The organism is Alteromonas naphthalenivorans (assembly GCF_000213655.1).
In the GTDB taxonomy this organism is placed as follows: domain Bacteria; phylum Pseudomonadota; class Gammaproteobacteria; order Enterobacterales; family Alteromonadaceae; genus Alteromonas; species Alteromonas naphthalenivorans.
The window spans coordinates 3,334,802-3,359,190 of sequence record NC_015554.1 but is presented as its reverse complement, the minus strand read 5'-3'; the positions used below and the strand labels follow the sequence as shown (position 1 = coordinate 3,359,190).

General features: G+C 44.4%; 16 protein-coding genes. 6 read left to right on the top strand and 10 right to left on the bottom strand.

Annotated elements, in window-relative coordinates:
- Nucleotides 1–122: 122 nt before the first annotated feature.
- From AMBT_RS14640 to AMBT_RS14625, 4 genes are all read right to left on the bottom strand, one after another.
- Nucleotides 123–1,217 (bottom strand): response regulator, encoded by a 1,095-nt coding sequence (locus AMBT_RS14640; protein ID WP_013785408.1) that lies wholly within the window; start codon nucleotides 1,215–1,217, stop codon nucleotides 123–125.
- The gene (locus tag AMBT_RS14635) at nucleotides 1,210–4,533 is read right to left on the bottom strand and encodes a hybrid sensor histidine kinase/response regulator (protein ID WP_013785407.1); all 3,324 of its coding nucleotides are present in this window, start codon (nucleotides 4,531–4,533) and stop codon (nucleotides 1,210–1,212) included. The genes AMBT_RS14640 and AMBT_RS14635 overlap by 8 nt, the downstream gene beginning before the upstream one ends.
- Before the next feature lie 139 nt (nucleotides 4,534–4,672).
- Nucleotides 4,673–6,241: an AMP-binding protein gene (locus tag AMBT_RS14630; protein ID WP_013785406.1), complete on the bottom strand. Its 1,569-nt coding sequence runs from the start codon at nucleotides 6,239–6,241 to the stop codon at nucleotides 4,673–4,675.
- A 220-nt stretch (nucleotides 6,242–6,461) separates the two neighbouring features.
- Nucleotides 6,462–6,932: a hypothetical protein gene (locus tag AMBT_RS14625; RefSeq protein WP_013785405.1), complete on the bottom strand. Its 471-nt coding sequence runs from the start codon at nucleotides 6,930–6,932 to the stop codon at nucleotides 6,462–6,464.
- Nucleotides 6,933–7,016: 84 nt separating this feature from the next.
- Here AMBT_RS14625 and AMBT_RS14620 point away from each other — a divergent pair, with 84 nt between their 5' ends.
- From AMBT_RS14620 to lysC, 6 genes are all read left to right on the top strand, one after another.
- A complete protein-coding gene (locus AMBT_RS14620; RefSeq protein ID WP_013785404.1) occupies nucleotides 7,017–8,339 on the top strand; it encodes a PQQ-dependent sugar dehydrogenase in 1,323 nt (440 codons plus the stop codon).
- A 436-nt stretch (nucleotides 8,340–8,775) separates the two neighbouring features.
- The gene (locus AMBT_RS14615) at nucleotides 8,776–11,589 is read left to right on the top strand and encodes a bifunctional aconitate hydratase 2/2-methylisocitrate dehydratase (protein WP_013785403.1); all 2,814 of its coding nucleotides are present in this window, start codon (nucleotides 8,776–8,778) and stop codon (nucleotides 11,587–11,589) included.
- 201 nt (nucleotides 11,590–11,790) lie between these two features.
- Nucleotides 11,791–12,807, top strand: a complete 1,017-nt coding sequence (locus tag AMBT_RS14610) for a DNA ligase (RefSeq protein WP_013785402.1) — start codon at nucleotides 11,791–11,793, stop codon at nucleotides 12,805–12,807.
- A 324-nt stretch (nucleotides 12,808–13,131) separates the two neighbouring features.
- Complete coding sequence (gene acnB, locus AMBT_RS14605) at nucleotides 13,132–15,744, top strand: bifunctional aconitate hydratase 2/2-methylisocitrate dehydratase (protein WP_013785401.1); 2,613 nt, start codon at nucleotides 13,132–13,134, stop codon at nucleotides 15,742–15,744.
- A gap of 70 nt (nucleotides 15,745–15,814) precedes the next feature.
- The gene (locus AMBT_RS14600) at nucleotides 15,815–16,264 is read left to right on the top strand and encodes a DUF192 domain-containing protein (protein ID WP_013785400.1); all 450 of its coding nucleotides are present in this window, start codon (nucleotides 15,815–15,817) and stop codon (nucleotides 16,262–16,264) included.
- 72 nt (nucleotides 16,265–16,336) lie between these two features.
- Entirely contained in the window at nucleotides 16,337–17,701 is a 1,365-nt protein-coding gene (gene lysC / locus AMBT_RS14595; RefSeq protein WP_013785399.1) for a lysine-sensitive aspartokinase 3, read from the top strand.
- A gap of 114 nt (nucleotides 17,702–17,815) precedes the next feature.
- Here the strand turns inward: lysC and AMBT_RS14590 are convergent, their stop codons facing one another.
- The 6 genes from AMBT_RS14590 to surA all read right to left on the bottom strand — a co-directional run bounded on the left by AMBT_RS14590 (nucleotide 17,816) and on the right by surA (nucleotide 24,381).
- A complete protein-coding gene (locus AMBT_RS14590) occupies nucleotides 17,816–19,840 on the bottom strand; it encodes a HAMP domain-containing methyl-accepting chemotaxis protein (RefSeq protein WP_013785398.1) in 2,025 nt (674 codons plus the stop codon).
- A 226-nt stretch (nucleotides 19,841–20,066) separates the two neighbouring features.
- On the bottom strand, nucleotides 20,067–20,882 hold the full coding sequence (locus tag AMBT_RS14585; RefSeq protein WP_013785397.1) for a symmetrical bis(5'-nucleosyl)-tetraphosphatase: 816 nt from the start codon (nucleotides 20,880–20,882) through the stop codon (nucleotides 20,067–20,069).
- 12 nt (nucleotides 20,883–20,894) lie between these two features.
- On the bottom strand, nucleotides 20,895–21,269 hold the full coding sequence (gene apaG / locus AMBT_RS14580) for a Co2+/Mg2+ efflux facilitator ApaG/CorD (protein ID WP_013785396.1): 375 nt from the start codon (nucleotides 21,267–21,269) through the stop codon (nucleotides 20,895–20,897).
- 9 nt (nucleotides 21,270–21,278) lie between these two features.
- Complete coding sequence (rsmA, locus tag AMBT_RS14575) at nucleotides 21,279–22,106, bottom strand: 16S rRNA (adenine(1518)-N(6)/adenine(1519)-N(6))-dimethyltransferase RsmA (protein ID WP_013785395.1); 828 nt, start codon at nucleotides 22,104–22,106, stop codon at nucleotides 21,279–21,281.
- Nucleotides 22,103–23,086: a 4-hydroxythreonine-4-phosphate dehydrogenase PdxA gene (gene pdxA / locus AMBT_RS14570; protein WP_013785394.1), complete on the bottom strand. Its 984-nt coding sequence runs from the start codon at nucleotides 23,084–23,086 to the stop codon at nucleotides 22,103–22,105. Before pdxA ends, rsmA begins: the two co-directional genes overlap by 4 nt.
- Nucleotides 23,087–23,100: 14 nt before the next feature.
- Nucleotides 23,101–24,381, bottom strand: a complete 1,281-nt coding sequence (gene surA, locus AMBT_RS14565) for a peptidylprolyl isomerase SurA (protein ID WP_013785393.1) — start codon at nucleotides 24,379–24,381, stop codon at nucleotides 23,101–23,103.
- Nucleotides 24,382–24,389 lie beyond the last annotated feature (8 nt).

The following is a 24,389-nucleotide window of genomic DNA, read 5'->3' as shown; positions in this document are numbered from 1 at the left end:
TAATTTAGAGAAAAACGAACTAACAGATTAACGCTAAAACCCGTCGTTTCATCGTGGTTTTTTGCGCTATAAACTGCTTTCGCTGATTAGCGCCTTTCACAGAAGGCGCCAATAATAAAGGCTCAGGGAAGAAAGGCTTCAATTGATGGGAGTTCATTTCTAGCTTCAAGTTCATTCCAGTAAACTTTTGTTTTCAACACATCTTCTTTGATAGACATAAAAGTGGACACTAATTCCGGGTCGAAGTGCTTGCCCGATTCACTTTCGATGTAGGCAAATGCTTCTTCATCTGGCCACGCTTGTTTATAAGGCCGCTTCATCGTCAGAGCATCAAACACATCTGCAATTGCCACAATGCGTGCGCTTATTGGAATTTGTTCACGCTTTAATGAATTAGGGTAGCCACTGCCATCCCACTTTTCATGATGATAGCGCGCAATTTCTGCCGCCAAACTAAACAAGGGTGAATTACTGCGGGTTAATATTTCATAGCCAATTGCCGCATGAGTGCGCATGACTTCCATTTCATCAAAGGTAAGTCGTCTTGGGGCTTTTAAAATACTATCAGGAATTCCTATTTTCCCGGTATCGTGCATAGGCGCGGCTTGTGCCAGCAAAGAGGCTTCTTCGGGTGACCAACCGGAGGCTAACGCTAAACACTGACAATAAGCGGCCATGCGCCAGATGTGATGGCCGGTGTCAGTATCGTTGTAATGTCCGGCTGCGGCCAACATACTAATAGCACTTTGCTGACTACGAAGTAGCTCTTGAGTTCTGATTTTAACTTCTTGTTCAGTTACTCTCACTTGATGTGCTAACGAGATGTGAGTTTTTACTCTAGCAAGCACCAAAGCCGGTGAGATAGGCTTAGTAATATAATCCACTGCACCTAATTCAAATCCTTTCTCTTCATCTTGACCTTGACCCAAAGCCGTTACAAATATGATAGGCACCTTAGCCAGTCTTGGGGCAAGCGCTGGGGAAGTTTTAATCTGTCTGCATACCTCATGGCCATCAATACCCGGCATCATGATATCGAGTAAAATAAGGTCTGGAGTGAACTGCTCTACGACTTTCAACGCAATATGCCCAGTGGGCGCTACTTTTACTTGGTAATAAGGCGACAGAATACCCTGTAATAAATCGATGTTTGCAGGCTCGTCGTCAACGACTAAAATGCTAAAGTCCGTTTTTCTCGATTTCTGGTTATCAGCCATTTAGCAATGTATCCCTTAGGCGTAAAAGTTCTTCAAGTGCTCGGCCGTAATCGTAAACACTAACAAGTTGCCTTGCATGGTTTAATGCATGTACCGATGCCGATGCCGATGTTGATGATGCATGTTTGTTGTATAGCGCTGATAGTAGAGATACCGCCTCAGCATCGTAAGATTCAAGGCTAGTGATCACCGCTGATAAATCTGAGATAGATAGTGTCTCTTCTACTTCTTTTTCATCATACTCTTTTGGCAATGAAAGCGTATGAGCAATAAGTCGAAGAGTGGCGTCTAAAGCGAAAGAGATGTTGGATATCTTATGCGCATAATTAGCTTTGTTTTCAAGGCTGCTTGGTAGCTCTTCTAACGCGGCCACCAAAGTATCAGCCCCTATTTTTCTCGCATCGTCCAATAGCGAATTAATGGCATCATGCTTTGAGTCGTTTTCAACCATGATATTAATAAGCTGCGCGAGTAATTCTGCATTTCCGTAATTTAAGTAAAACTCAGCGAGGGAAGTGAGGTAGGGATCGTCACTGTCATGCATGTTATTTAGATTGGCAGTAGTGTGAATATTGATGTCGATGACATGTAATATTTCAGCCGCGCTTGCGGGTTTCAACAAGTGCGCACACATACCAACGCTAGATGCTTTTTGTTTATTCTCGCTACTACCATCTGCACTAAGTGCAATGATAGGACAGTGCCAGCCATTTAAATTATTTAGTTCCTCAGCAACAGTGAATCCACTCATATTTGGAAGAATGCAATCGAGTAGTACCACGTCGAAGTCGTTACTATTGCCCAGTGCCAAGGCTTGCTCGCCAGAGGTTGCTGTGGTCACACTCAAGCCTGCATCAAGTAAAATTTGCTGCGCTATTTCAAGGCTTATACTGTCATCATCAACCAACAAGGCATGCTTTCCTGCTAGTCGTCGCTTACGCCATATCTTGCTTTCCAATCCATCAGCGTGAGTTGGCGAAGTGGAGCTAGAGGTAGGGAATAATTCCCGCAAGATGTGAACGTCAGTAAAGGGTAACTCTATAATATTAAGCGTGTTGAGTTTGACAGATTGTAATCGACGTTTAGCTTCTTCGGTGTCGATAGGCGTTACAATACATACAAGGTTGAGGTTTTCATATTCACCAAGTTTTATATGGTTGACGAATTTTTGCCATTCTGCTGGCTTAGCGGGAAGCAACACCATTGCATCATGCCGTGTAACTGGGAACGCATCTGTATTTGGGTTAACAAAGGTGCAAGGTATGGAGAGTCGCGACAGTGTGTGTGCTAAAATATTGTTCGCTTCATCCATATCCTGGCTTGTGTTCGCACACAGTAAGGGGTGATCCAATTTCGATATGGGTATGGCTGGCTTTACTTTTTCACGGCTAATTTCATTAGCCGTCTCATGAACCAATTCCGGAACAGCAAAACAAAATTGCGTTCCCTTACCAAGCTCACTGGTAAATTCAAGTTCACCATGCATCAGTTCAACTAAGCGCTTGCTAATCGCTAGGCCTAATCCAGTACCGCCATATTCCCTTGAAATAGACGCATCGGCCTGTACGAAGGCGTTAAACAGTTTTTCTTTGTTGTCGGCATCAATGCCTATACCTGTATCGCTCACACAAAAACTAAGGGCGTCTTTTTCTTTACTGACGGTTAATTTAACGAATCCGTGACGAGTGAACTTGATTGCATTTCCCAATAAATTAACCAATACCTGATAAATCTTGTCGCTATCACCGTTACAGGTAACGTCTGTGTCTAAGCGCATGTCGAATAGTAACTGTAAATGCTTTTGGCGCGCTTTATGTTGAAACACCTGTGCGAGCTTGTTCATCATATCGGCAAGGTTGAAATCAGCATGGTGTAATTCAATTTGTTGGGCTTCAACTTTGGAAAAATCCAAAATGCCGTTTATTAGCGTTAGCAACGAGGTGGCGCTGCCTTTTACCTTGGTCATGTAACTTTGCTGCTGCGTGTAATTGTCGGTTTCAAGTGCTAAGTGGGTTAAGCCTATAATGGCATTCATTGGGGTGCGAATTTCGTGGCTCATTGTGGCTAAAAAGTCACCCTTGGCTTTGTTGGCATTAGCCGCTTCTTTGTAGGCATGTTGCAGCTGTCGCTCTAACCCTTTACGTCCACTTATATCTCTAAACACGCCTACGTGGCCGTTGGGTTCGCCATGAATGTCTTCAAGAGGTACTGCAACAATTGAAATTGGAAAGATGCGTCCTCGCTTATCGGTAAAGAAGTCTTCATCAGAGCTATAGGTTTTTCCCTTACAGATCGCATGGTTTACGGGGCATTCATCTCGAGATAAAAGTGTGCCATCTTCTTTTTGATAATGAACAGCATTGTGGAACCTGTGGCTTTGTAAATCTGCTAATTCCCACCCTAACAAACGAGATGCTTCAGGGTTGAGAAATTGGGTTTTGCCTTTAGCATCTACGGCATATACACCTTCACCGATGCTGTTAGTAATACTTTGATAAAACTGCCTACCGGTCTCTAACCTTTTTTCTAACCTTTTTTGATTGGAAATATCTGTGCAGAGTACAACGAGGTTTTCGACACGGCCTTGTTCATTAACGTTGGGAACAATGGTACAAAATACAAACCAAGGGGTGCCGGATTTCGTGACACTTTGAAGCTCGCCGTGCCAAATCTCTCCTTTAAATAAGGATTGCAGAATGGCTAAGCGTGTGGGCAGGGGAACGTTTTTAACATTGAGCATATCCGCATTGTTCCCGATAAGCTCGCCTCGAGTAAATTCAGATAGCTGACAACATTTATCATTAGCGCTTAAGATAGTGCCATTTAAGTCGAGCGTGACCACTATGCTGTGCTCATCCATAGCTCGCCTTTGGATCAGCATGTCGTTCTCTTTATGTTGCTGCTCAGTAATTAAGTCTAATACCAAGGTAGACAGCGACGTTAAGCTAGCAATGTCGTCATCAATTTCGGGGCGCGCTTGCGCTGTTAATAATGTATTTACCGATTGAACAAGGTTGTCGGTTATGGCTGCTAATTCTTGAGGCGAAGTTTGCCCCTGAGCTACAGGTGGCCTATCCATATTATTTTGACGTGCATAACCGCCGCTTGTTGTCTTACCTTCTGCTTCAAGACCATGTTGGCGGTATGTATTGTCAATAGAGGCGAGCAATGCACTAAGGCCCGTGGTAAGGCGGGATGCATCATGGTTGTCTAATAAAGAGGTTTTATTAAGTATATCGTCTAACCAAAGTTCGCCTTCTTCGTTGTTTTCACAAGAAAAAGCAGCTTTGATTTGCTTGATTAAAAGGGAGTTCACAGCGTTGGGAGCAGACTTACGTTAGGCCTAATAGATTATGTATAGAATGAAAATGGTATTGCAGCAAACAAATCAGGTTATTCTTTGGTAGCAATAACCTGATTTTATTCATATTAACGGCAATTATCGCCAAGACAATTTAGACTGAACGAAGCTCTCTACGCAGAATTTTCCCAACGGTAGATTTAGGCAGCTCTTCTAAAACGGTAAGTTCCTTAGGGACTTTGTAATTGGTTAAGCTTTCTTTGCAAAACGCAATGATGTCATCGTTAGTAACTGGCTTGCTGACGGTGATGAACGCGCATACTCGCTCACCAGATTTTTCATCTGGTTTACCGACTACAGCGGCTTCCATAATATCTGGGTGGGCAGTGAGTACATCTTCTACTTCATTAGGGTACACATTGAAACCAGAAACAATAATCATGTCTTTCAAGCGATCGACAATTTTAAGTGCGCCAGATGCTACCCAAACGCCGATATCACCGGTTTTAAAGTAGCCATCTTTGGTCATGACTTTTGCTGTCTCATCGTCTCTGTTCCAATAGCCCAGCATCACTTGTGGTCCACGAACCGCAATTTGCCCTGACTCGCCTTCGCCTACTGGGTTATCGTAGCTATCTAGCAAAGCTACCTCAGTATCTTGCAGTGGTTTACCAACGGTACCAACTTCTTCTTCGCCAGGTAAGTTAAAAGAAACCACTGGCGCGGTTTCTGACAACCCGTAACCTTCAGTAATAGTATTGCCTGTTACTTGTTTCCATATAGATACTGCGCCTTGAGCGAGGGCTGTACCACCAGACATGGTTAAATGCAGTTTTGAAAAGTCGAGCTTGGCAAATTCTGGGTGACGACCCAAACCAACGAACAAAGTATTGATACCCGCAAACGCGGTAATTTTATGCGGCTTTAATGTTTGAATGAAACCGTCGATATCACGAGGATTCGGAATAAGCACGATATGGCTGCCCTTCGCGAATAGTGCCATCATACAAACAGTAAAGGCATAAATGTGATACAAAGGAAGTGGACAAACTACCACTTCTTCACCTTCCTTGAAGAACCCGCCTAGGTGGTCAAGCATTTGAACGCTGTTGCTCATAACGTTTTTATGGCTAAGGGCTGCGCCTTTAGATACCCCTGTAGTTCCTCCCGTGTATTGCAACATGGCAAGGGCTTCAAACTCTGTTTTAGGTCTTACCACGGCGGGCAAATTTGCACCGGCGTTAATCGCATCAGTTAACGATACAGTACCTGTTAAAGTAGGCGCTGTAGCAGCATCTAATAATTCAGTCGCCGATGTAGCAACAACGGTTTTAATTTGAGTGTCGCTTTTAATGGCATCAAATTTTGGCAGTAAATCACTTAAGATAACTAACGCTGTTGCGCCGCTATCAGTAAATTGGTGCTTCATTTCCCGCTCGGTATAAAGCGGGTTAGTGTTAACCACTACCAAGCCTGCGCGCAAAGCAGCATAAACGGCAATAGGGTTTTGAATAAGGTTAGGCAGCTGGATAGCAATTCTGTCGCCGGCTTCTAGCTTGGCTTCATGAGTGAAGTAGCGCGCTAAGGCAGCAGATTTTTCGTCTATTTCTTTGAAGGTAAGGGTTTGACCCAATGCGGTATACGCAGGCTTATCAGCATGCTTAGTAAGAACGGCTTCAATATTGTCGGCCAGGCAAGTAACGTTTTCTGGGTACGTTAACATAATGCTTTATCCTGAATGAGAGGTTTCAATGAAAGATGACTATGTCGCTACAGTAACAAATGTTCATTTTTATTTACATACCTATTACATTATAGCTAAATATTCACCTCAGTGATGGTTGCTGACAGTTTGAATAAATTTGAATGGGGCTGGGGATCGCTGGTTTGAGAAAGGTTTAAGCGTGGATCCTGCGTGACATTAGCGTTGGGAGTGGCGGCTATTACCTATTTGAAAGTGCACCCGACTCACTCGTTGCCCGCAATAAGCCATAAATGAAACCACCTAATAGTCCTGCGAAACATTGAAGTAAAAAGCCATCGTACCCGCGCGCTCCCGCAATAAGCGTGACGTTAAGAATAGGCTGCATGGCAAGTAACGCGACGGCAATACTGCTTGCACCCGCTACACTCGTTAACGTGATAAAGCGAGGTTTTTTAATGTCGTGCTTTATCGCGTATTTGCGAATGATAGTGACAACCCAGAACGCAAGTAACAGTGCAACAGCGATGATAATGCCGTAGGTGGGTAGCAAGCCTACGGCATCCTTCCAAGCAGCAGATAACCACTCAGTGGATGATATTTCTACCCCAATACTGGACAGTGCATTCAGTACTTGAAACGTGTGTAAACTGCTAGCCACTAGAAAGGTTGCTAACCACGCAGGAAGAAAACTTTTGATAAAAGACCACATAACCGCTGTTTCCGCTATTTTAAGGTGTTATAACAATCAAACTACTATTGCATGCTAAGGTAGCGTAATAAATAGGGTAAGGGAATGCTGTTTAGCAATAGTGAGTCGGCAAGACTAGGTAATAAAATGGCTATTAATAAAATGCGAGTTTACAAAATAAGCGGATTTAAAAAACATCGGACACAATCGATTTCACGACATGTAGCCATTTTGTTGCTCATGTTTTTGAATGTACAGTCAGCGTTTGGTGTTTCAGCAAATATATCAGGTAAAAGTGCTCTTAAGGCGCAAACGTCTGATACAGCAATAACGACGGCAATTGCCAAAGATTTACATTATCCGAAAGCACTTTTGCAATTGCCCGATAGCAGCTGGCTAGTGGCAGAACGAGACGGCACGATTGTCACTGTACCTTATACTGTTAATAGTTCTGGCAAACCTTCTTCGCCCCAACAAGCCGGCTCAGCACAAGCATCAGCTCGAAAAACCTTAGCTCAACAAAAATTACCCCTTCCACAGCTTTATCAAAAAGGGCAGGGCGGTCTGCTGCACATGGCGCTTTCTCCTGATTTTAGCACCTCGAGAATCATTCTTTTTTCTTACTCTAAAGGCACCGATGACGCGAATCGTTTGGCAATCATGCGGGGTGTTTTGGCTGATGATGGGCAAATTAAAGCACTCACACCAGTAATGGAAATTAAAGACAGTAAAGCTACGCCTGTGCATTTTGGCGGTAAGCTTGTCGCCATGAAAGATGGTACTTGGTTGGTAACCACAGGCGATGGTTTCGATTACCGCGAGCAGGCCCAAGTATTAAGTTCACAGTTAGGGAAAGTGCTTCGTTTTACTTTAGAAGGAGAGCCTGTCTCAAATGTGCCTTTTAATAATGCACCGTTTGTTTATACCTTGGGGCACAGGAACCCACAAGGGTTAGTGAAAATGCAAAATGGTGACGTCTACTTGAATGAACACGGCCCAGATGGCGGCGATGAACTAAACAAGCTGACGCCTGGAGCGAACTATGGTTGGCCGGTGGTTACGCTAGGAAGGGACTATTCTGGGGCAACCATTTCCCCCTTTAATCATTACGAAGGCATGGTGAATCCGCTGGTGGATTGGACGCCATCTATAGCGCCATCGTCTATGGCGATATACAACCACAATACTTTTCCGGCACTCTCTAATCACTTGCTTGTTTCGGCCTTAAAAGCGAAGGCGCTTTATGCGGTTGACTTATCAAGCCAGTCTTTTCAATATCGAAAGGTATTTTCTTCGGTAAATCAAAGGGTTCGTGATGTTGCGGTAGGAAACGATGGCGGCGTTTATGTGCTGACTGATGGGGAAAGAGCCGAGCTGATACAGTTACTCCCCCCTAACCCTTTTATCGCTGAAACAAACTTAGATTAGTTACAGAGAATTCAATAACTAGAAAATATTGTAAAATTACTACATTATTGTTTATTATTTCATCTGGTTCGACCATAAATACGAGAAATACCTAAGATAAGTCGTACTTTGTATAGCTCGCTTTTCATATTGCCCAAAGAAGCAGTATAAAAGTAGTTTAACGCTAACTGTTTATTCTAACTCAATGATAATTAGTAACTATTTTTTGTTTTAGTCAATTGGCTTTTAACTGACAAGTAAGAAAATTGTAAATACGCCGAAGTTAATAAAAAGTGTAAATAGGGCTTTGCGCCATTCTGCGGTTTTCTAATGATTACCTGACGCTTAAAAATCAGTTAAAATAACCACTATAATTTCATGCGTATAGCTAAGACCGACGTATAATTAAACCCTGCGTATAAAAATACCTACGTATAACCAAGACCGAGAGAATTATATGAGTTTGTATTCAGATTACATGGCCGAAATCGAGACCCGTAAAGCGGAGCTTGGTTTACACCCTAAGCCTATCGACAGTGCCGATTTACTGTCAGAAATTATTGCTCAAATTAAAGATACGAATAACGAGCACCGTGAAGACTCTCTTAACTTCTTCATCTACAACACACTGCCAGGTACAACAAGTGCTGCAGGTGTTAAAGCTGCATTCCTTAAAGAAATCGTACTAGGTGAGTCAGTTGTTGCTGAAATTACACCTGAGTTTGCGTTAGAGCTGCTTTCACACATGAAAGGTGGTCCGTCTGTTGAAGTGCTTCTTGATTTGGCGCTTTCAGACAACGAAGCCGTCACTAAGGCTGCTGCTGAAGTAGTTAAAACACAGGTTTACTTATACGAAGCTGATACAGAACGTTTAGAAGCGTCTTACAACGCAGGTAATGTGATAGCAAAAGAGATCCTAGAGAGCTACGCAAAAGCAGAGTTCTTTACTAAACTGCCTGACGTTCCAGAAAAAATTGATGTAGTGACTTATATTGCTGCAGAAGGTGATATCTCTACTGATTTGCTTTCTCCTGGTAACCAAGCTCACTCTCGTGCAGATCGCGAGCTACACGGTCAGTGCATGATCACCCCTGAAGCACAGCAAGAAATTGTTGAGCTAGGTAAAAAGCACCCTAACGCTAAAGTAATGCTTATTGCTGAAAAAGGCACCATGGGCGTAGGTTCTTCGCGTATGTCAGGTGTGAATAACGTTGCACTTTGGGCCGGTGAGGCAGCAAGCCCTTACATTCCATTTGTGAACAAAGCGCCAGTAGTTGCAGGTACCAACGGTATCGCGCCTATCTTCTTAACGACCGTAGACGTTACCGGCGGTATTGGTTTAGACCTTAAAAACTGGGTTAAAAAGACGGATGCTAACGGTGATGTGGTTCGCGATGCTAACGGCGACCCAGTGTTAGAAGAAGCATATTCTGTTGCTACAGGCACCGTGCTTACCATCGACACTAAAGCGAAGAAACTGTTTAACGGCTCAGAAGAACTTGCTGATATATCAAGCGCTTTCACTCCGCAAAAAATGGAGTTTATGAAAGCCGGTGGTTCTTACGCGGTAACGTTTGGTAAGCAGTTACAAACTTTTGCTGCAAAAGTGTTAGGTACAGACGTACCTGAAGTTTATGCACGTTCGAAAGAAGTATCTGTAGCGAACCAAGGTCTAACAGCTGTTGAAAAAATCTTTAACCGCAATGCGGTAGGCGTTAAGTCTGAGACTCCGCTTCACGCTGGCTCAGACGTTCGCGTTAAAGTAAACATTGTAGGCTCACAAGATACAACCGGCCCGATGACATGCCAAGAGCTAGAGTCGATGGCAGCATCAACTATTTCTCCGCTTGTAGACGGTGCATACCAGTCGGGCTGTCACACAGCGTCGGTATGGGATAAGAAAGCCCAAGCTAATATTCCTAAGCTTATGTCTTTCATGAATAACTTTGGCGTAATCACGGCACGTGACCCTAAAGGGGTTTACCATGCAATGACTGACGTTATTCACAAAGTATTGAACGATATTACCGTTGACGATCGCGCTATTATCATTGGTGGTGACTCACATACACGTATGTCTAAAGGCGTCGCGTTCGGAGCTGACTCGGGTACGGTAGCGGTAGCGCTTGCGACAGGTGAAGCGGCGATGCCAATTCCAGAGTCGGTTAAAGTGACCTTTAAAGGCCACATGAAGAGCCACATGGACTTCCGTGACGTTGTTCATGCTACTCAAGCTCAAATGCTGAAGCAATTTGGCGGTGAGAATGTGTTCCAAGGTCGTGTTATTGAAGTGCAAATCGGTACTTTGCTTGCTGACCAAGCGTTTACCTTTACCGACTGGACAGCAGAAATGAAGGCGAAAGCCTCAATCTGTATTTCTAACGACGAGACTATGATCAAGTCGCTAGAAGTGGCGAAGAGCCGCATTCAGATAATGATCGATAAGGGCATGGAAAACGATGCCAGCATGCTTCAAGGTTTGATTGACCTTGCTGATAAGCGTATTGCTGAAATCGAGTCTGGCGAAGAGCCAGCGCTTGCACCAGATGACAGCGCAAAATACTACGCAGAAGTGGTTGTTGATTTAGACCAAATCGACGAGCCAATGATTGCTGACCCAGACGTAAATAACGATGACGTTTCCAAGCGTTATACCCATGACGTTATTCGCCCAGTTTCTTTCTACGACGGCAAAACTGTTGATTTAGCCTTTGTTGGTTCTTGTATGGTTCACAAAGGTGACATGCAGATTATCGCTCAAATGCTTCGTAATTTAGAAAAGCAAAATGGCAGCGTGTCGTTTAACGTACCACTTGTTGTTGCACCACCAACATACAACATTGTTGATGAACTAAAAGCGGAAGGCGATTGGGACATTCTTACTAAGTACGCAGGTTTCGAGTTTAACGACGACAAGCCAAAAGAATCTGCGCGTACCAAGTACGACAACATCATGTACCTAGAGCGTCCAGGATGTAACCTTTGTATGGGTAACCAAGAAAAGGCAGAACCTGGTGATACGGTAATTGCTACCTCTACGCGCTTATTCCAAGGTCGTGTTGTTGCCGACTCTAACGAGAAGAAAGGTGAGTCACTTCTTGGTTCAACACCATTAGTCGTGCTATCTGCTGTGCTAGGTCGCTTCCCAACAATGGAAGAGTACAAAGCTGCGGTTGAGGGTATTAACCTTACTGACTTCGCGCCGCCAGCAGAAGACATGAGCGTTAAAGCTAAGTTCGAGCCAAGCGTTGCTGTTAAAACAGTAGGCTAAAACGCTATTTAACCTTACGCTAAATAGCAACTAGCATATAAAGCCTCAACCTCGGTTGGGGCTTTTTTATATCTCTATTCCCACCTGTATTTCCGCCTGTATTCCGCCTGTATTCAAAGCCTTCATGTAAACCCACCTTAAGCCCAGTTTACACATAAGTTGATAAGCGTAAGCTTTTTGTTTTTTAACAAGAATGCCAAAATGAATATTAAATATGTTATCTCGATACTACTACTTGCGATAAGCCAGCCTACAGTTTCATTTGCCACACCCGTTGCGACACCCGTTGCCACCCCCGTCACTTACCTAACGTCTGACACAACTGAACCGATGTCTGACTTTGCTAAGCCAATTTCTGATGCTGCTAAGCCGATGGCTAATGTCGCCAAGCCGTTGTTTAGCCCTATTAAACCCGTGACAGAGCAGGGTGTAATGCCTATCCAATTGGCAGCGACCTACAATAAGAGTGACTACATCAATATTGCTGAGTATTTGGTTAGCGAAAAGTTAGATGGCGTGCGTGCCCGCTGGACGGGTACGCAGCTTCTTACCCGCAACGGTAATAAAATTCACGCACCTGAGTGGTTTACCAAGAACTGGCCTGATGTAGCCCTTGATGGAGAGCTATGGACTCAGCGAAGCAGTTTTGAAGCTATCGCTTCTATTGTGCTTAGTCATACGCCTGATGAACGCTGGAGGACGGTGAAGATGATGCTGTTTGATATGCCCGTCAGTCATGTCCCGTTTGCCACACGCTTGTCTACGATGGAGGCACTGGTAAAGCAAGCAAATAGCAATAGTTTAACTACTATCCCCCAGTTTACGTTGGATTCTCAGCGGCTTCTTGAAGCGAAAATAGATGAGGTCACTGCGAAGGGCGGTGAAGGCCTAATGCTACATCACAAAGCTGCTTTTTATCAGGACGGACGCAGTAATCAATTATTAAAAGCGAAACGGTTCAACGATGCTGAAGCCAAAGTGGTTGGCTATGTAAAAGGTAAAGGAAAGTTCGCCGGCATGATGGGCTCGCTTATGGTCGAGACGCCCGAAGGGGTACAATTTAAAATCGGCACGGGGTTTAGTATGAAACAGCGCCGATATCCGCCTCCAATGAACAGTTGGATCACCTTCAAATACTTTGGCGTAACAAAGAAGGGGATCCCCCGATTTGCAAGCTTTAGGCATGTACGCCCAGACAAAGACCTTCCCGATTTATAAGATGTTATCCCCCAGTGGTGTTCAAACCGAGCTTGTGTTCCACGATTATCGCCTCCATTTCAATGATGACAGGGAATAATCCTAGGAAGCAATAACACCCAATAAATGTGATTGCTTTTAGGGTTTAATTTTAGAGTTTTTAATAGCTTTAATCGTTCAATATTAAGCGCGCTGAATGGCGACTATAAGCGAATAAAAAGCCTCAAAAATTTAATTTAGGCAGGTTAATCGTTATACTTATGAAGTATTTTTAATCAGACCTTGCGTCAAGACCGTACAAGACCGTTATTCCCATTGCGCAAGCTAAACCAAGAGGAAGACATCGTGTTACAAGACTATCGCAAACACGTAGAAGAACGTGCTGTTGAAGGGATCCCTCCAAAGCCGCTAAATGCTGAACAGGTAGCAGGCTTGGTTGAGTTAATTAAAAATCCACCAGAAGGCGAAGCAGACAATCTACTAGAATTGTTGTCTGAACGTGTTCCACCTGGCGTAGATGAGGCCGCTTACGTTAAAGCCGGTTTCCTAAGTGCTATCGTTAAAGGCGAGGACAGCTGCTCGTTAATTTCAAAAGAAAAGGCCATTGAGCTTCTAGGCAACATGCATGGTGGCTACAACATCGTGACATTAGTTGAGCTTCTCGACGATGAGGGCCTAGCGCCACTAGCGGCTAAAGAACTTAAGCACACGCTGCTTATGTTTGACGCCTACCATGATGTTGAAGAAAAACACAAAGCCGGAAATGAATTTGCCACTGACATTATTAAGTCGTGGGCAGAAGGTGAGTGGTTTACCTCGCGTAAATTAATGGACGATAAAATCACTTACTCTGTATTTAAAGTAACCGGTGAAACCAATACCGACGACTTGTCTCCCGCCCCAGATGCGTGGTCGCGCCCAGACATTCCTCTTCACGCCTTAGCCGCTTATAAGATGACCCGTGATGGCTTAGAGCCAGAAGAGCATGGTGTTAAAGGCCCAATGAAGCAAATCGAAGATGTAAAAAACCAAGGTTATCCCGTTGCCTTTGTAGGAGATGTGGTAGGAACCGGCTCTTCACGTAAATCGGCCACCAACTCAGTGCTGTGGTTCTTTGGTGAAGATTTACCTGGCGTGCCAAATAAGCGCGGCGGCGGTGTATGTATTGGCAGCAAAGTAGCACCCATTTTCTTCAATACTATGGAAGACGCTGGGGCCTTGGTTTTTGAAGCTGATGTAGAAAAAATGAATATGGGCGATGTTATCGACATCTACCCGTTTGAAGGCAAAATTACCAACCATGAAACAGGTGAAGTGTTAGCTGAGTACGAATACAAATCTAAAGTCATTTTAGATGAAGTACGCGCTGGTGGTCGAATCAACCTTATTATTGGCCGCGCGCTCACTGAAAAAGCACGAGAAACATTAGGTTTAGGCGCAACAGATTTGTTCCGCACGCCAGAACAACCTGCCGATACCGGTAAGGGCTACACTCTTGCCCAGAAGATGGTAGGTAAAGCATGTGGCGTAGAAGGCATTCGCCCCGGCACCTATTGCGAACCTAAGATGACCACCGTTGGTTCGCAAGATACTACAGGCCCTATGACGCGAGATGAGCTAAAAGACTTAGCCTGTCTTGGTTTCACTGCCGACTTAACCATGCAGTCGTTTTGTCATACCGCGGCATACCCTAAGCCTGTTGATATTGAAACTCAGCATACCTTGCCAGACTTCATGATGAACCGAGGCGGAGTATCCCTTCGCCCCGGCGACGGCATTATTCACAGCTGGTTAAACCGCATGTTGTTGCCAGACACAGTAGGTACCGGTGGCGATTCACACACCCGTTTCCCATTGGGCATTTCATTCCCAGCAGGGTCTGGCTTAGTGGCTTTTGCTGCAGCAACCGGTGTGATGCCCCTTGATATGCCTGAATCCATTCTGGTTCGTTTTAAAGGCGAAATGCAGCCGGGCATTACCCTGCGTGATTTAGTACACGCCATTCCGTTATACGGTATTAAGCAAGGCTTACTTACCGTAGAGAAGAAAGGCAAAATTAATGCGTTCTCTGGTCGCGTACTTGAAATTGAAGGGCTGGAACACCTAACGGTAGAGCAAGCATTTGAATTATCTGATGCATCGGCAGAGCGTTCTGCGGCGGGCTGCAGTATTAACCTTTCAGAAGAGTCTATTGCTGAATACCTGAACTCAAACATCACTATGCTTCGTTGGATGATTAACGAAGGTTACGGTGACCCACGTACGCTTGAACGCCGTGCTCAGAAGATGGAAGAGTGGTTGGCCAACCCTGAACTTATGCGCGCCGATGCAGATGCTGAGTACAAAGAAATTATCGAGATAGACCTTAGCGATATTAAGGAGCCTATCGTTTGTTGCCCTAACGATCCTGATGATGCGAAAACCTTATCAGAAGTAGCTGGTGAGAACGTAGATGAGGTCTTTATTGGTTCATGTATGACAAACATTGGTCACTTTAGAGCGGCCGGTAAGTTACTTGAGCAGTTCAATAAAACCCTACCTACCCGTTTGTGGATGTCGCCACCCACGAAAATGGATAAGGCTCAGTTGATGGAAGAAGGCTACTACAACATTTATGGGCGAGTGGGCGTGCGTACAGAAATGCCCGGGTGTTCATTGTGTATGGGTAACCAAGCACGTGTAAATGCAGGTGCTACGGTGCTGTCTACCTCTACCAGAAACTTCCCTAACCGTTTAGGTGACGGGGCGAATGTGTACCTTACGTCGGCTGAATTAGCGGCGGTAGGTGCTATCGTTGGCCGTATTCCCACGGCAGAAGAATACATGGAATATGCGAGCAAAATTAACTCCATGTCGTCTGAAGTATTCCGTTACTTAAACTTCGATAAAATGCCAAGTTTCAAGAAGGCAGAGGAAGAGGCAAAGGCCAATATCATTCCAACGTTGAATGTTGCCTGATTTAGTGTATAAACTACAAAGCCGGGCGCCGTAAGTGTCCGGCTTTTTTTATGGGTAAAAGGAATGTCTAATGGCTAAAACTACTGTCATCGCAATCGCGCTTTTTGTGCTTCTAGGGTATGGCGCTTTAAATGCCAGCGCGCAAATGGAACCTAGCGTAAAGTTTGATCAAGTTACTTTAACGATTGATGGAAAACTTTACCAAATGGAATACGCGCATTCTTTTGAACAACGTGCTCAAGGGTTAATGTTCAGAGAATCACTGTGTGATGACTGTGGAATGTTTTTTAAGTTTGCATCGCCGCGATACGCCAGTATGTGGATGAAGAATACAAATGTTGCTTTAGATGTCGCCTATATCGACAGAAATGGCGTAATTACAGATATAAAACCTCTAGAGCCTCACGACCTAACGTCAGTGCAGGCAACTAAAGAGGTACTCTACGCGCTAGAAATGAACCAAGGGTGGTTCGCTTCACATGACATTCGTGTGGGTGACCAGATAGAAATTAATCGTTAAACCGGTGCGAATAATTAATTCGCCGGTCGGTATCGAGCAGTATGCTCGGTAAAAGAAATTCGGAGTAAAATCGTGGCAAATGCTTTAACCATCGCCAAGTTCGGCGGAACCAGTGTTGCGAACTATGAAGTGATGCAAAACTGTGCGCGAATTGTTGCCTCAAACAGTGCGACCCGTATCGTGGTAGTAAGTGCATCAGCAGGGGTGACAAACCACCTGGTGAATTTAGCGCACAGCCCACTTACCCAAGAGCAAATAGAATCTACTTGCCAATCTATTGTTGATATTGAACTTGCCATTCTCAACAAGCTTGCAGATAAGAGCTCGGTTGAAAGCAAGCTAAATGATTTGCTAGATGAAATGAAATCGCTAGCGTTCCACGAAGAGATTTTACATAGAAACGATTTGAAAGATCAGTTGCTTTCTATGGGGGAGCGCATGTCGTCATTGATGTTCAGTGCAGTCTTAGCCGAACAAAAAGTAGCTGAACAAAATGTGACTACCATGAACTTCGATGTACGCAAAGTCTTGCGCACCGACAGTGAATTTGGTGAAGCAGTGCCACAGATAGACACTATTGAAGCTTTGGCAAAGCAGTTGCTGGCCCCTGAAATTGAAAATGCCATTGTGGTTACACAAGGGTTTGTGGGAGCCGATGATGAAGGGCGAACTACGACCTTAGGTCGTGGTGGTTCTGATTTTACTGCCGCGCTTCTAGCAGAAGCATTAGACGCTGACGCCTGTGAAATATGGACAGACGTGATTGGGGTTTATACTACCGATCCACGAATTACTGCTGCTGCTCGCCCATTACCAGAACTTAGCTTTGAAGAAGCGGCTGAAATGGCGACATTTGGTGCTAAGGTACTGCATCCTGCCACCATGGAGCCAGCCCTACGTAAAAATATTAAAGTGTTTGTGGGTTCAAGCAAAGAGCCAGAAAAAGGCGGTACTTGGATTGTTCGCGATTGTGTTGAAGAACCACCTTATCGTGCCATTACTCGCCGTAAAGACCAAGTTATGGTAACAGTGAAAACACCCAAGATGATGTATGCTCAGGGCTTCCTACAGCAGGTTTTTGCCATCATCGCTAAGCACAAGCTAAGTGTGGATTTGGTGACTACGTCGGAAATTTCGGTGTCGTTTACCTTAGACAACCCTGCCAATTCAGTGGCACAGCGCTTAAACAAAGAAACCATTGCAGAGCTTGAAACTATTTGTGATGTGAAAGTAGAGAACGGTTACGACTTAGTCACTGTGGTCGGTAACCACATGCAAACGGCAATTGGTGTGTCTAGCAAGATTTTTGCTGCGGTGTCTGACTTTAACTTGCGCATGATTTGTTTCGGTGCGAATCCGCACAATCTGTCATTCCTAGTGAATGAAACTGACAGCGATAAAATAGTGAAGGACTTACATAAAGCGCTTTTTGAATAGCGTGTAATGTGTTTTTCACAGACAAAAAAGGGAAGGTGTTAACCTTCCCTTTGTCATTTAACGCTAAGTATTTAAGTCTATCCAATCCAATTAAACCAAATACGCAGTGAGATTCTATACCTTAAACTGACGGATAGATTGCTGTAGTTCTTCAGCAAGCCTTGCCACTTCGTGGCTAGAGTCAGAAGTTTGCTGAGCTCCTGAAGTGGTTTCTTCAGCAATATTAACGATAGTTTCAAGCTTCTCGCTAATTTCTTGTGATACCGTATTTTGTTCACGTGCCGATTGTTCAATTTGAGAACTTACGTCGTGGGCTTTGTGTACCGCTTCAGAGATGATATCAAGCGCTTGAGTTGCTTTTTCCGTTTGCTCAACACAGGCTACGGTTTGTTCTTTACCTTGATTCATTACTGATACCGCGCGCTCAGCACCCGCTTGAAGTACCTCAATCATCGCGTTAATTTCTTGCGTAGACTGTTGCGTTCGGCTCGCTAGCGTACGTACTTCATCGGCAACTACCGCAAAGCCTCTACCTTGCTCACCCGCACGGGCAGCTTCAATGGCGGCATTCAAGGCAAGTAGGTTAGTTTGGTCGGCCACGCCGCGGATAACATCAAGAATACCCCCGATGCTAGCGCTGTCTTGATGAAGTTTGTTGATAACATCTGCAGCATCTTGTACGTCTTTGGCAAGAATTTCGATAATACGTTTATTCTCAAGTGAGATTTGACGTACATTTTCAGCTTCGGCATCAGCATGACGAATTTGGCTCAGCGTATCTTCAGCGTTTTGCACTACTAATTGCGAGGTAGAGTGCATCTCTGTAGTGGCGGTTGCCACTTGACCAATTTGCGACTTTTGATCTTGAATCGAATGCGTGGTTTGCGCGGTAACGGCTGAGGTTTGTTCTGATGCCGCGGCAAGCTGCTCTGCACGGGTATTAATTCCTGAAATCAGCTCTTTGAGGTTGCCAATCAAGTTATTACAGTTTTTAGCTAATAGGCCAAATTCATCTTCTGCTGAGTCGTCTAAACGGTGAGTTAAGTCGCCAGAAGCGGCCACGGTAAGCAACTCGTTCACGCGGTACAGCGGGCGAGTAATGGCGCGTACTGTTATGTAACCAATAATGATAGCTATCACGATAGATAGGATAACCACTGCACTGATAATAATGTTACCTGTGGTAATAGCACCGTTCACCTGGTCTTCGACGTCTTTTGCTTTGGCGTCTGCAAGCGCTAGTAATTGTTCAAGTTCAACAATACCGTTCGCGATGTTTTTATCTGACGCATTCAGCGCGGTTTCAGAGTCGTTTCTGCGTTCTAGTCTTTCTACATGCAACGCCATTACGCCATCACTGGCTGTAATCGCATTAAGGGCATCGTTTACTAATTCATTAATATCGCTAAGCGTACCAGACTGGTCTCGCTGTCCAGCGGCTTGGCTCATATCACTGAGTAAAGTAGCAACCTTATCTACCACTAAGTCAACTTCGTTACCCAGGGTTTGAGAGCGTACGATAGTTTCGGTCTTTACGTATTCATAAGAAACGGTAAGTAGAGAAAGTAATGAGGTTTCTAGTTGGCTACCAATATCTGCTGCGCGTCTAAGATTTGGGTCACTTTGCACTGCGTCAAGGTCAGAAAAGTCTAGTAGGTAAGTAGACGCATCGTCAGCGTTATCTTCAGCATCACCTAAACGGTCGTCAATGGTGTTTCGGATATCCATGAACTTTTGGTGGTTCAAATAAACCGCTTCAACATTCTTAATATAGTTGTCAAAGGAAGCTCGAACGCTGTTTAACTTACTCTGAAGTTCAGGTTCATCGGCTACCGCAGTCGCAAGCTTCTTATATTCAGTTTCGAACATGTCTCGGCTTTGATTGAACGCTGTACGCTTTTCCTGAAGGCCAGACAAATCTTCTTCTATATAGGCTTCGAATGTCAATCTACCCATGTTTAGGAAGTTCGCTTTTAAGGCGTTACTACCCGCTACTGTAGGAAGCGCAACGTCATTTACCTCTTCGGTTGCTGAACCAATGGAATTGAGGTTAAACAACGAAACAACGCTAATGACAATCAGTAGACAAGTAATTGCTACAAAACCGCCGACTACGCGAGTGGCTACTGTAATCTTCATTGAAACTCCTAGACTATTTTTTATTCTTTTGCGTGACGATACTACCCCGCACTACGTCCAAAATACACCTCAATGACCTAGAGGAAGGTATTAAAATGTATAACATGAACGGTAATGGGATTATAGACTATCGTATATAACCAGAGTATCGGCAGGTAAGCCATTAAGTTAACAAGTAAAGCATAAGAAATTGCGATTTAGTAGTTTGCTTTAGCAATTAAGTCATTTACGCATTTACTCTGATGAGTTTACCTGTATTGACATCCAGCATGGTCATTTCTTGACCCCAAATATACCCAGTATCTAGCGCGACAAAACGATCATCTTGCGTCTCGCTGTTAAGTGCAGCCCAATGACCGAAGAGTACTTGTTCTTGTGCTTTTAGATGGGGGTTGTCTACCTTGAACCAAGGAACGATAGATTTCGAAGCCTGAGCGGGATGGGTTTTCGTCTCAAACTCTAAGCTAGTATCTGCGTTTAGAAAGCGCATTCTGGTGCACGCGTTGACAATAAAGCGGGTTCGCAATTCACCTTCAAGTTTATCAGACCATTTAGCCGGTGTGTTGCCATACATATTTTTTAAAAAGTCAGCATAGTGCTTCGATTGTAATTTTTGACTGACTTCATCACTTAAGCTGACGAGCGTGTCTGTACTCCAGTGAGGGTAGAGACCGGCATGTACGATGGTGTGATTGTCATTGATTTTTTTAGCGAGAGGAAATTGGCGAAGCCAATCGAGTAGTGTTTTTAAATCAGGAGCATCAAGCAAGGGCTGCAGGTTGTCAGCTTTCTTAGGTTTACGAATTTTGTTCGCAACCGCCAGCAAGTGAAGATCATGGTTTCCTAGTACTGTTTCAAAACTGCTACCTAAGCTTTTTAAAAACCGTAAGGTGCTTAGGGAGTCTTCGCCTCTGGCAACTAGGTCGCCAACGGCGAAGAGTTTATCTTTATCCGCAGAGAATTTGGCTTTTTCTAGCAGTTGCTGTAGCCCGCTATAACAACCTTGAATATCACCCACGACGAAGGTGTTGCGATAAGTCATAAATCTCAAAAATCAGTGAAGAATGTTGGGAACCGCTAAACGGAATACTTCAATAGGAACACGAAAACGTTCTCCATTTTCACGCTCCATTTCGTAATAGCCTTGCATATTTCCTACCGGGGTATCAAGTACTGCACCACTGGTATAGTCAAAATCTTCGCCCGGTTTTAATATGGGCTGTTTACCCACAACACCTGAGCCACTCACCTCTGAGGTTTTACCGTTAGCATCGGTAATTTGCCAGTAACGATTAATCAGTTGTACCGTTTCCTGGCTGTCATTCACAATGGTCACGTGATAAGCGAACGCAAATTGTGGCGAATCAGAAGGTAGATGTTCGGGCAGGTGACGGGTTTTCACCCGCACCTTAATTTCAGACTCATTCATAAGCTAACTTTAATTTTCTTGTGCTTCTTCTAACGCTGATACTGCATTCGCTATGGTGGCGAAATCCTGCAAGGATAGCACTTCAGCCCTTACGGTTGGGTTTATACCCAGCTCGCTGATTTGTGTTTCAGTAAGACTTTCTTTTAACGAGTTTCGTATTGTCTTGCGACGTTGATTGAACGCCTGCGCGCATACTCGCTCAAGGGTAGCTACTGAAACCACATCTACTGGCGGTGTTTTGTGCGGAATAAGACGTACTACCGCAGAATCAACCTTCGGGGGCGGCTTAAAGGCACCTGGTGGCACATTGAGAACCGGCATAACCTTACAATAGTATTGGGCCATTACCGATAATCGGCCATAGCTTTTAGAACCATGCCCTGCGGCTAAACGATTCACCACTTCTTTTTGTAGCATGAAGTGCATGTCATCTACGCACGCTGCGTGAGAAAACAGGTGAAACATTAGCGGCGTTGAAATGTTATACGGTAAGTTACCAAAAACGCGTAACCCTTTATCTTTCACGGGCATAGTTTTAGCCAGCTCAGTGAAATCCATGGTCATTGCGTCTTGTTCAATAACAGTTAGCTTATCGCCGTTAAACGGATGTTCTCGTAAACGCTTAGCTAAATCTCGGTCAAGCTCGATAACGGTAAGTGCTTCAACTTCATCGCAAACAGGATCGGTTAGCGCGCCTAAGCCAGGGCCGATTTCAACCAAGTTTTGCTCGTGTTGCGGATTAATGGCCGACACGATTTGTCCAATCACATAGTCGTCATGAAGGAAGTTTTGTCCGAAGCGTTTTCTGGCCGTGTGGCCTAAATGTGTTTTACTCATTGTTGATGATGTGCAAGCTCAATGGCTTTTTCCAATGCTTTTCTGAAACTGCCAGGATCGGCATTACCATGGCCTGCTAAATCTAGTGCAGTACCGTGATCGACGGATGTTCTTATAAATGGAAGGCCAAGGGTAATGTTAACCGAAGCGCCAAACCCTTTATATTTTAGCACGGGAAGGCCTTGGTCGTGGTACATCGCAAGAACAACATCTGCATCTTCCAGATATTTAGGCTGAAATATCGTATCGGCAGGAAGTGGCCCGGTAATATTTAGCCCTTCTTCACGTAACTCGTTTAGCGCCGGAATAATGGTTTGAATTTCTTCTGTACCAATATGACCATCTTCACCTGCATGGGGATTAAGCCCACACACGTAAATATGCGGATTACGAACACCAAATTTTAGTTTAAAGTCGGTGTTAATAATATGGAGCACTTTGTGAAGGCGTTCTTTAGTAATGGCGCGAGATACATATTCTAAAGGAATATGGGTAGTAGCTAGTGCGACATTTAAGCCTTCTGTTGCCAACAACATGACAACATCAATCGTATTGGATTGATACGCGAAAAATTCAGTATGACCACTAAAAGATACGCCAGCTTTATTGATAATGCCCTTGTGCACCGGTCCGGTGACTACCGCATGAAAGTCGCCTTCCATGTTTGCTTGGCACGCTTGTCGAAGGGTTTCTACTACGTATAACCCGTTCTCACTATCTAAGGTTCCTGCAACCACATCGGCCGCTTTATCAATTTGCTTAATAAACAGCGAACCCGCAGGCTGAACCTGCGGGTTTGATGCATCATAAGGAAGCAGTGTAAGCGGTAAACCAAGTGCTTTCGCTCTGGTTTCAAGTATCTCGCCATCGGCGAATACCACTAACTGAGCTTGCCATGATTCTTGAGCCAGCTTGATAATTAAGTCTGGCCCAATACCGGCAGGCTCACCTGGTGTTACTGCAATTTTTATCGGTGTCATTTATGCTCTATATATTACTCGATAACTTCAATGTAGGCAGCGTCGCGCATTTCACGTAACCAGTTTTCCGTTTCTTCTGCGAACTTTCTGTTGAAAATAAGCTGATACGCTTTGTCTTCTTTGCGGCGCTCTGTTGCGTCGTCTACACGTCTATCGATTAATTGGATTAAGTGCCAACCGTGTACTGAACGTACTGGGTCGCTGTATTCACCAGCTGATAATTGCGCAAGGGCGTCTTTAAAAGCTGGTACGTAGTTGTTTGGATCTGACCAACCGAGCTCGCCGCCTTTAAGGGCTGAACCTGGATCTTCTGAATGTTCTTTAGCAAGATCTTCAAATTCAACTTCACCCGCTTCAAGCTGAGCTCTGAATTTAACTAGCATCGCTTTGGCTTTGTCTTCACTGAGTATGATTGAAGGCTTAACGAGGATATGACGAGAGTTAACCTCTTCAATAGTGACTTTTTCAATGCCTCGAGTATCTAATACTTTCAAGATATGAAAACCAGCACCACTTCGGATAGGGCCGACCAGCTCGTCTTTTGCTTTCCCCTGAATCGCTTCAGCAAACAAGGTAGGCATAGCGTTAATGTTCAACCAACCCATGTCACCACCTTCTAAGGCTTCATTACCTGATGATGATGCGATAGCTATTTTAGCAAAATCTGACCCAGAATTTAATAGAGAAAGTACTTTGTCTGCACGCTCTCTTGCTGCATCGATTTGTTCGTCGGAAGGATCCGATGGAAAGCCAATAAGAATGTGGCCTAGACGGTATTCTTCTTGTTCTGCACCTTGTTGTTCCATAAGTTCAATAAGGGTTTCTCTTTCTTGGTCGGTAATATAAACACGGCGGCGAACATTCGCGCGACGTACTTCACCCATCACGATTTCTTCGCGTATATCTTCACGGTAATCTTCATAAGCGATGCCTTCTAAACGCAATTGTCTGCGTAGTTCATCTACCGTGGTATTTTGGTTTGCAGCAATATTTGCAATGGTTTGTTCAAGCTGTGGGTCGCTTATTTGAATACCCATTCTTTGTGCCATCTGCAATTGAAGACTTTTGGTGATTAAACGCTCAATGGCTTGAGTACGCAGTGCGCGGTCAGAAGGAAGGTCTTGCCCATTTGCCTCTGCGTTTCGTTTTACATCGTTCATGAGTGCATCGACTTCACTTTGAAGTACAACACCCTGATCGACAATAACCGCTACGCGGTCAAGCATTACTTCTTGCGCGTAGCTGCTAAACGACAACACTGCACTGACTAACAAGGCCCGGATTATGAACTTCATACTCACTC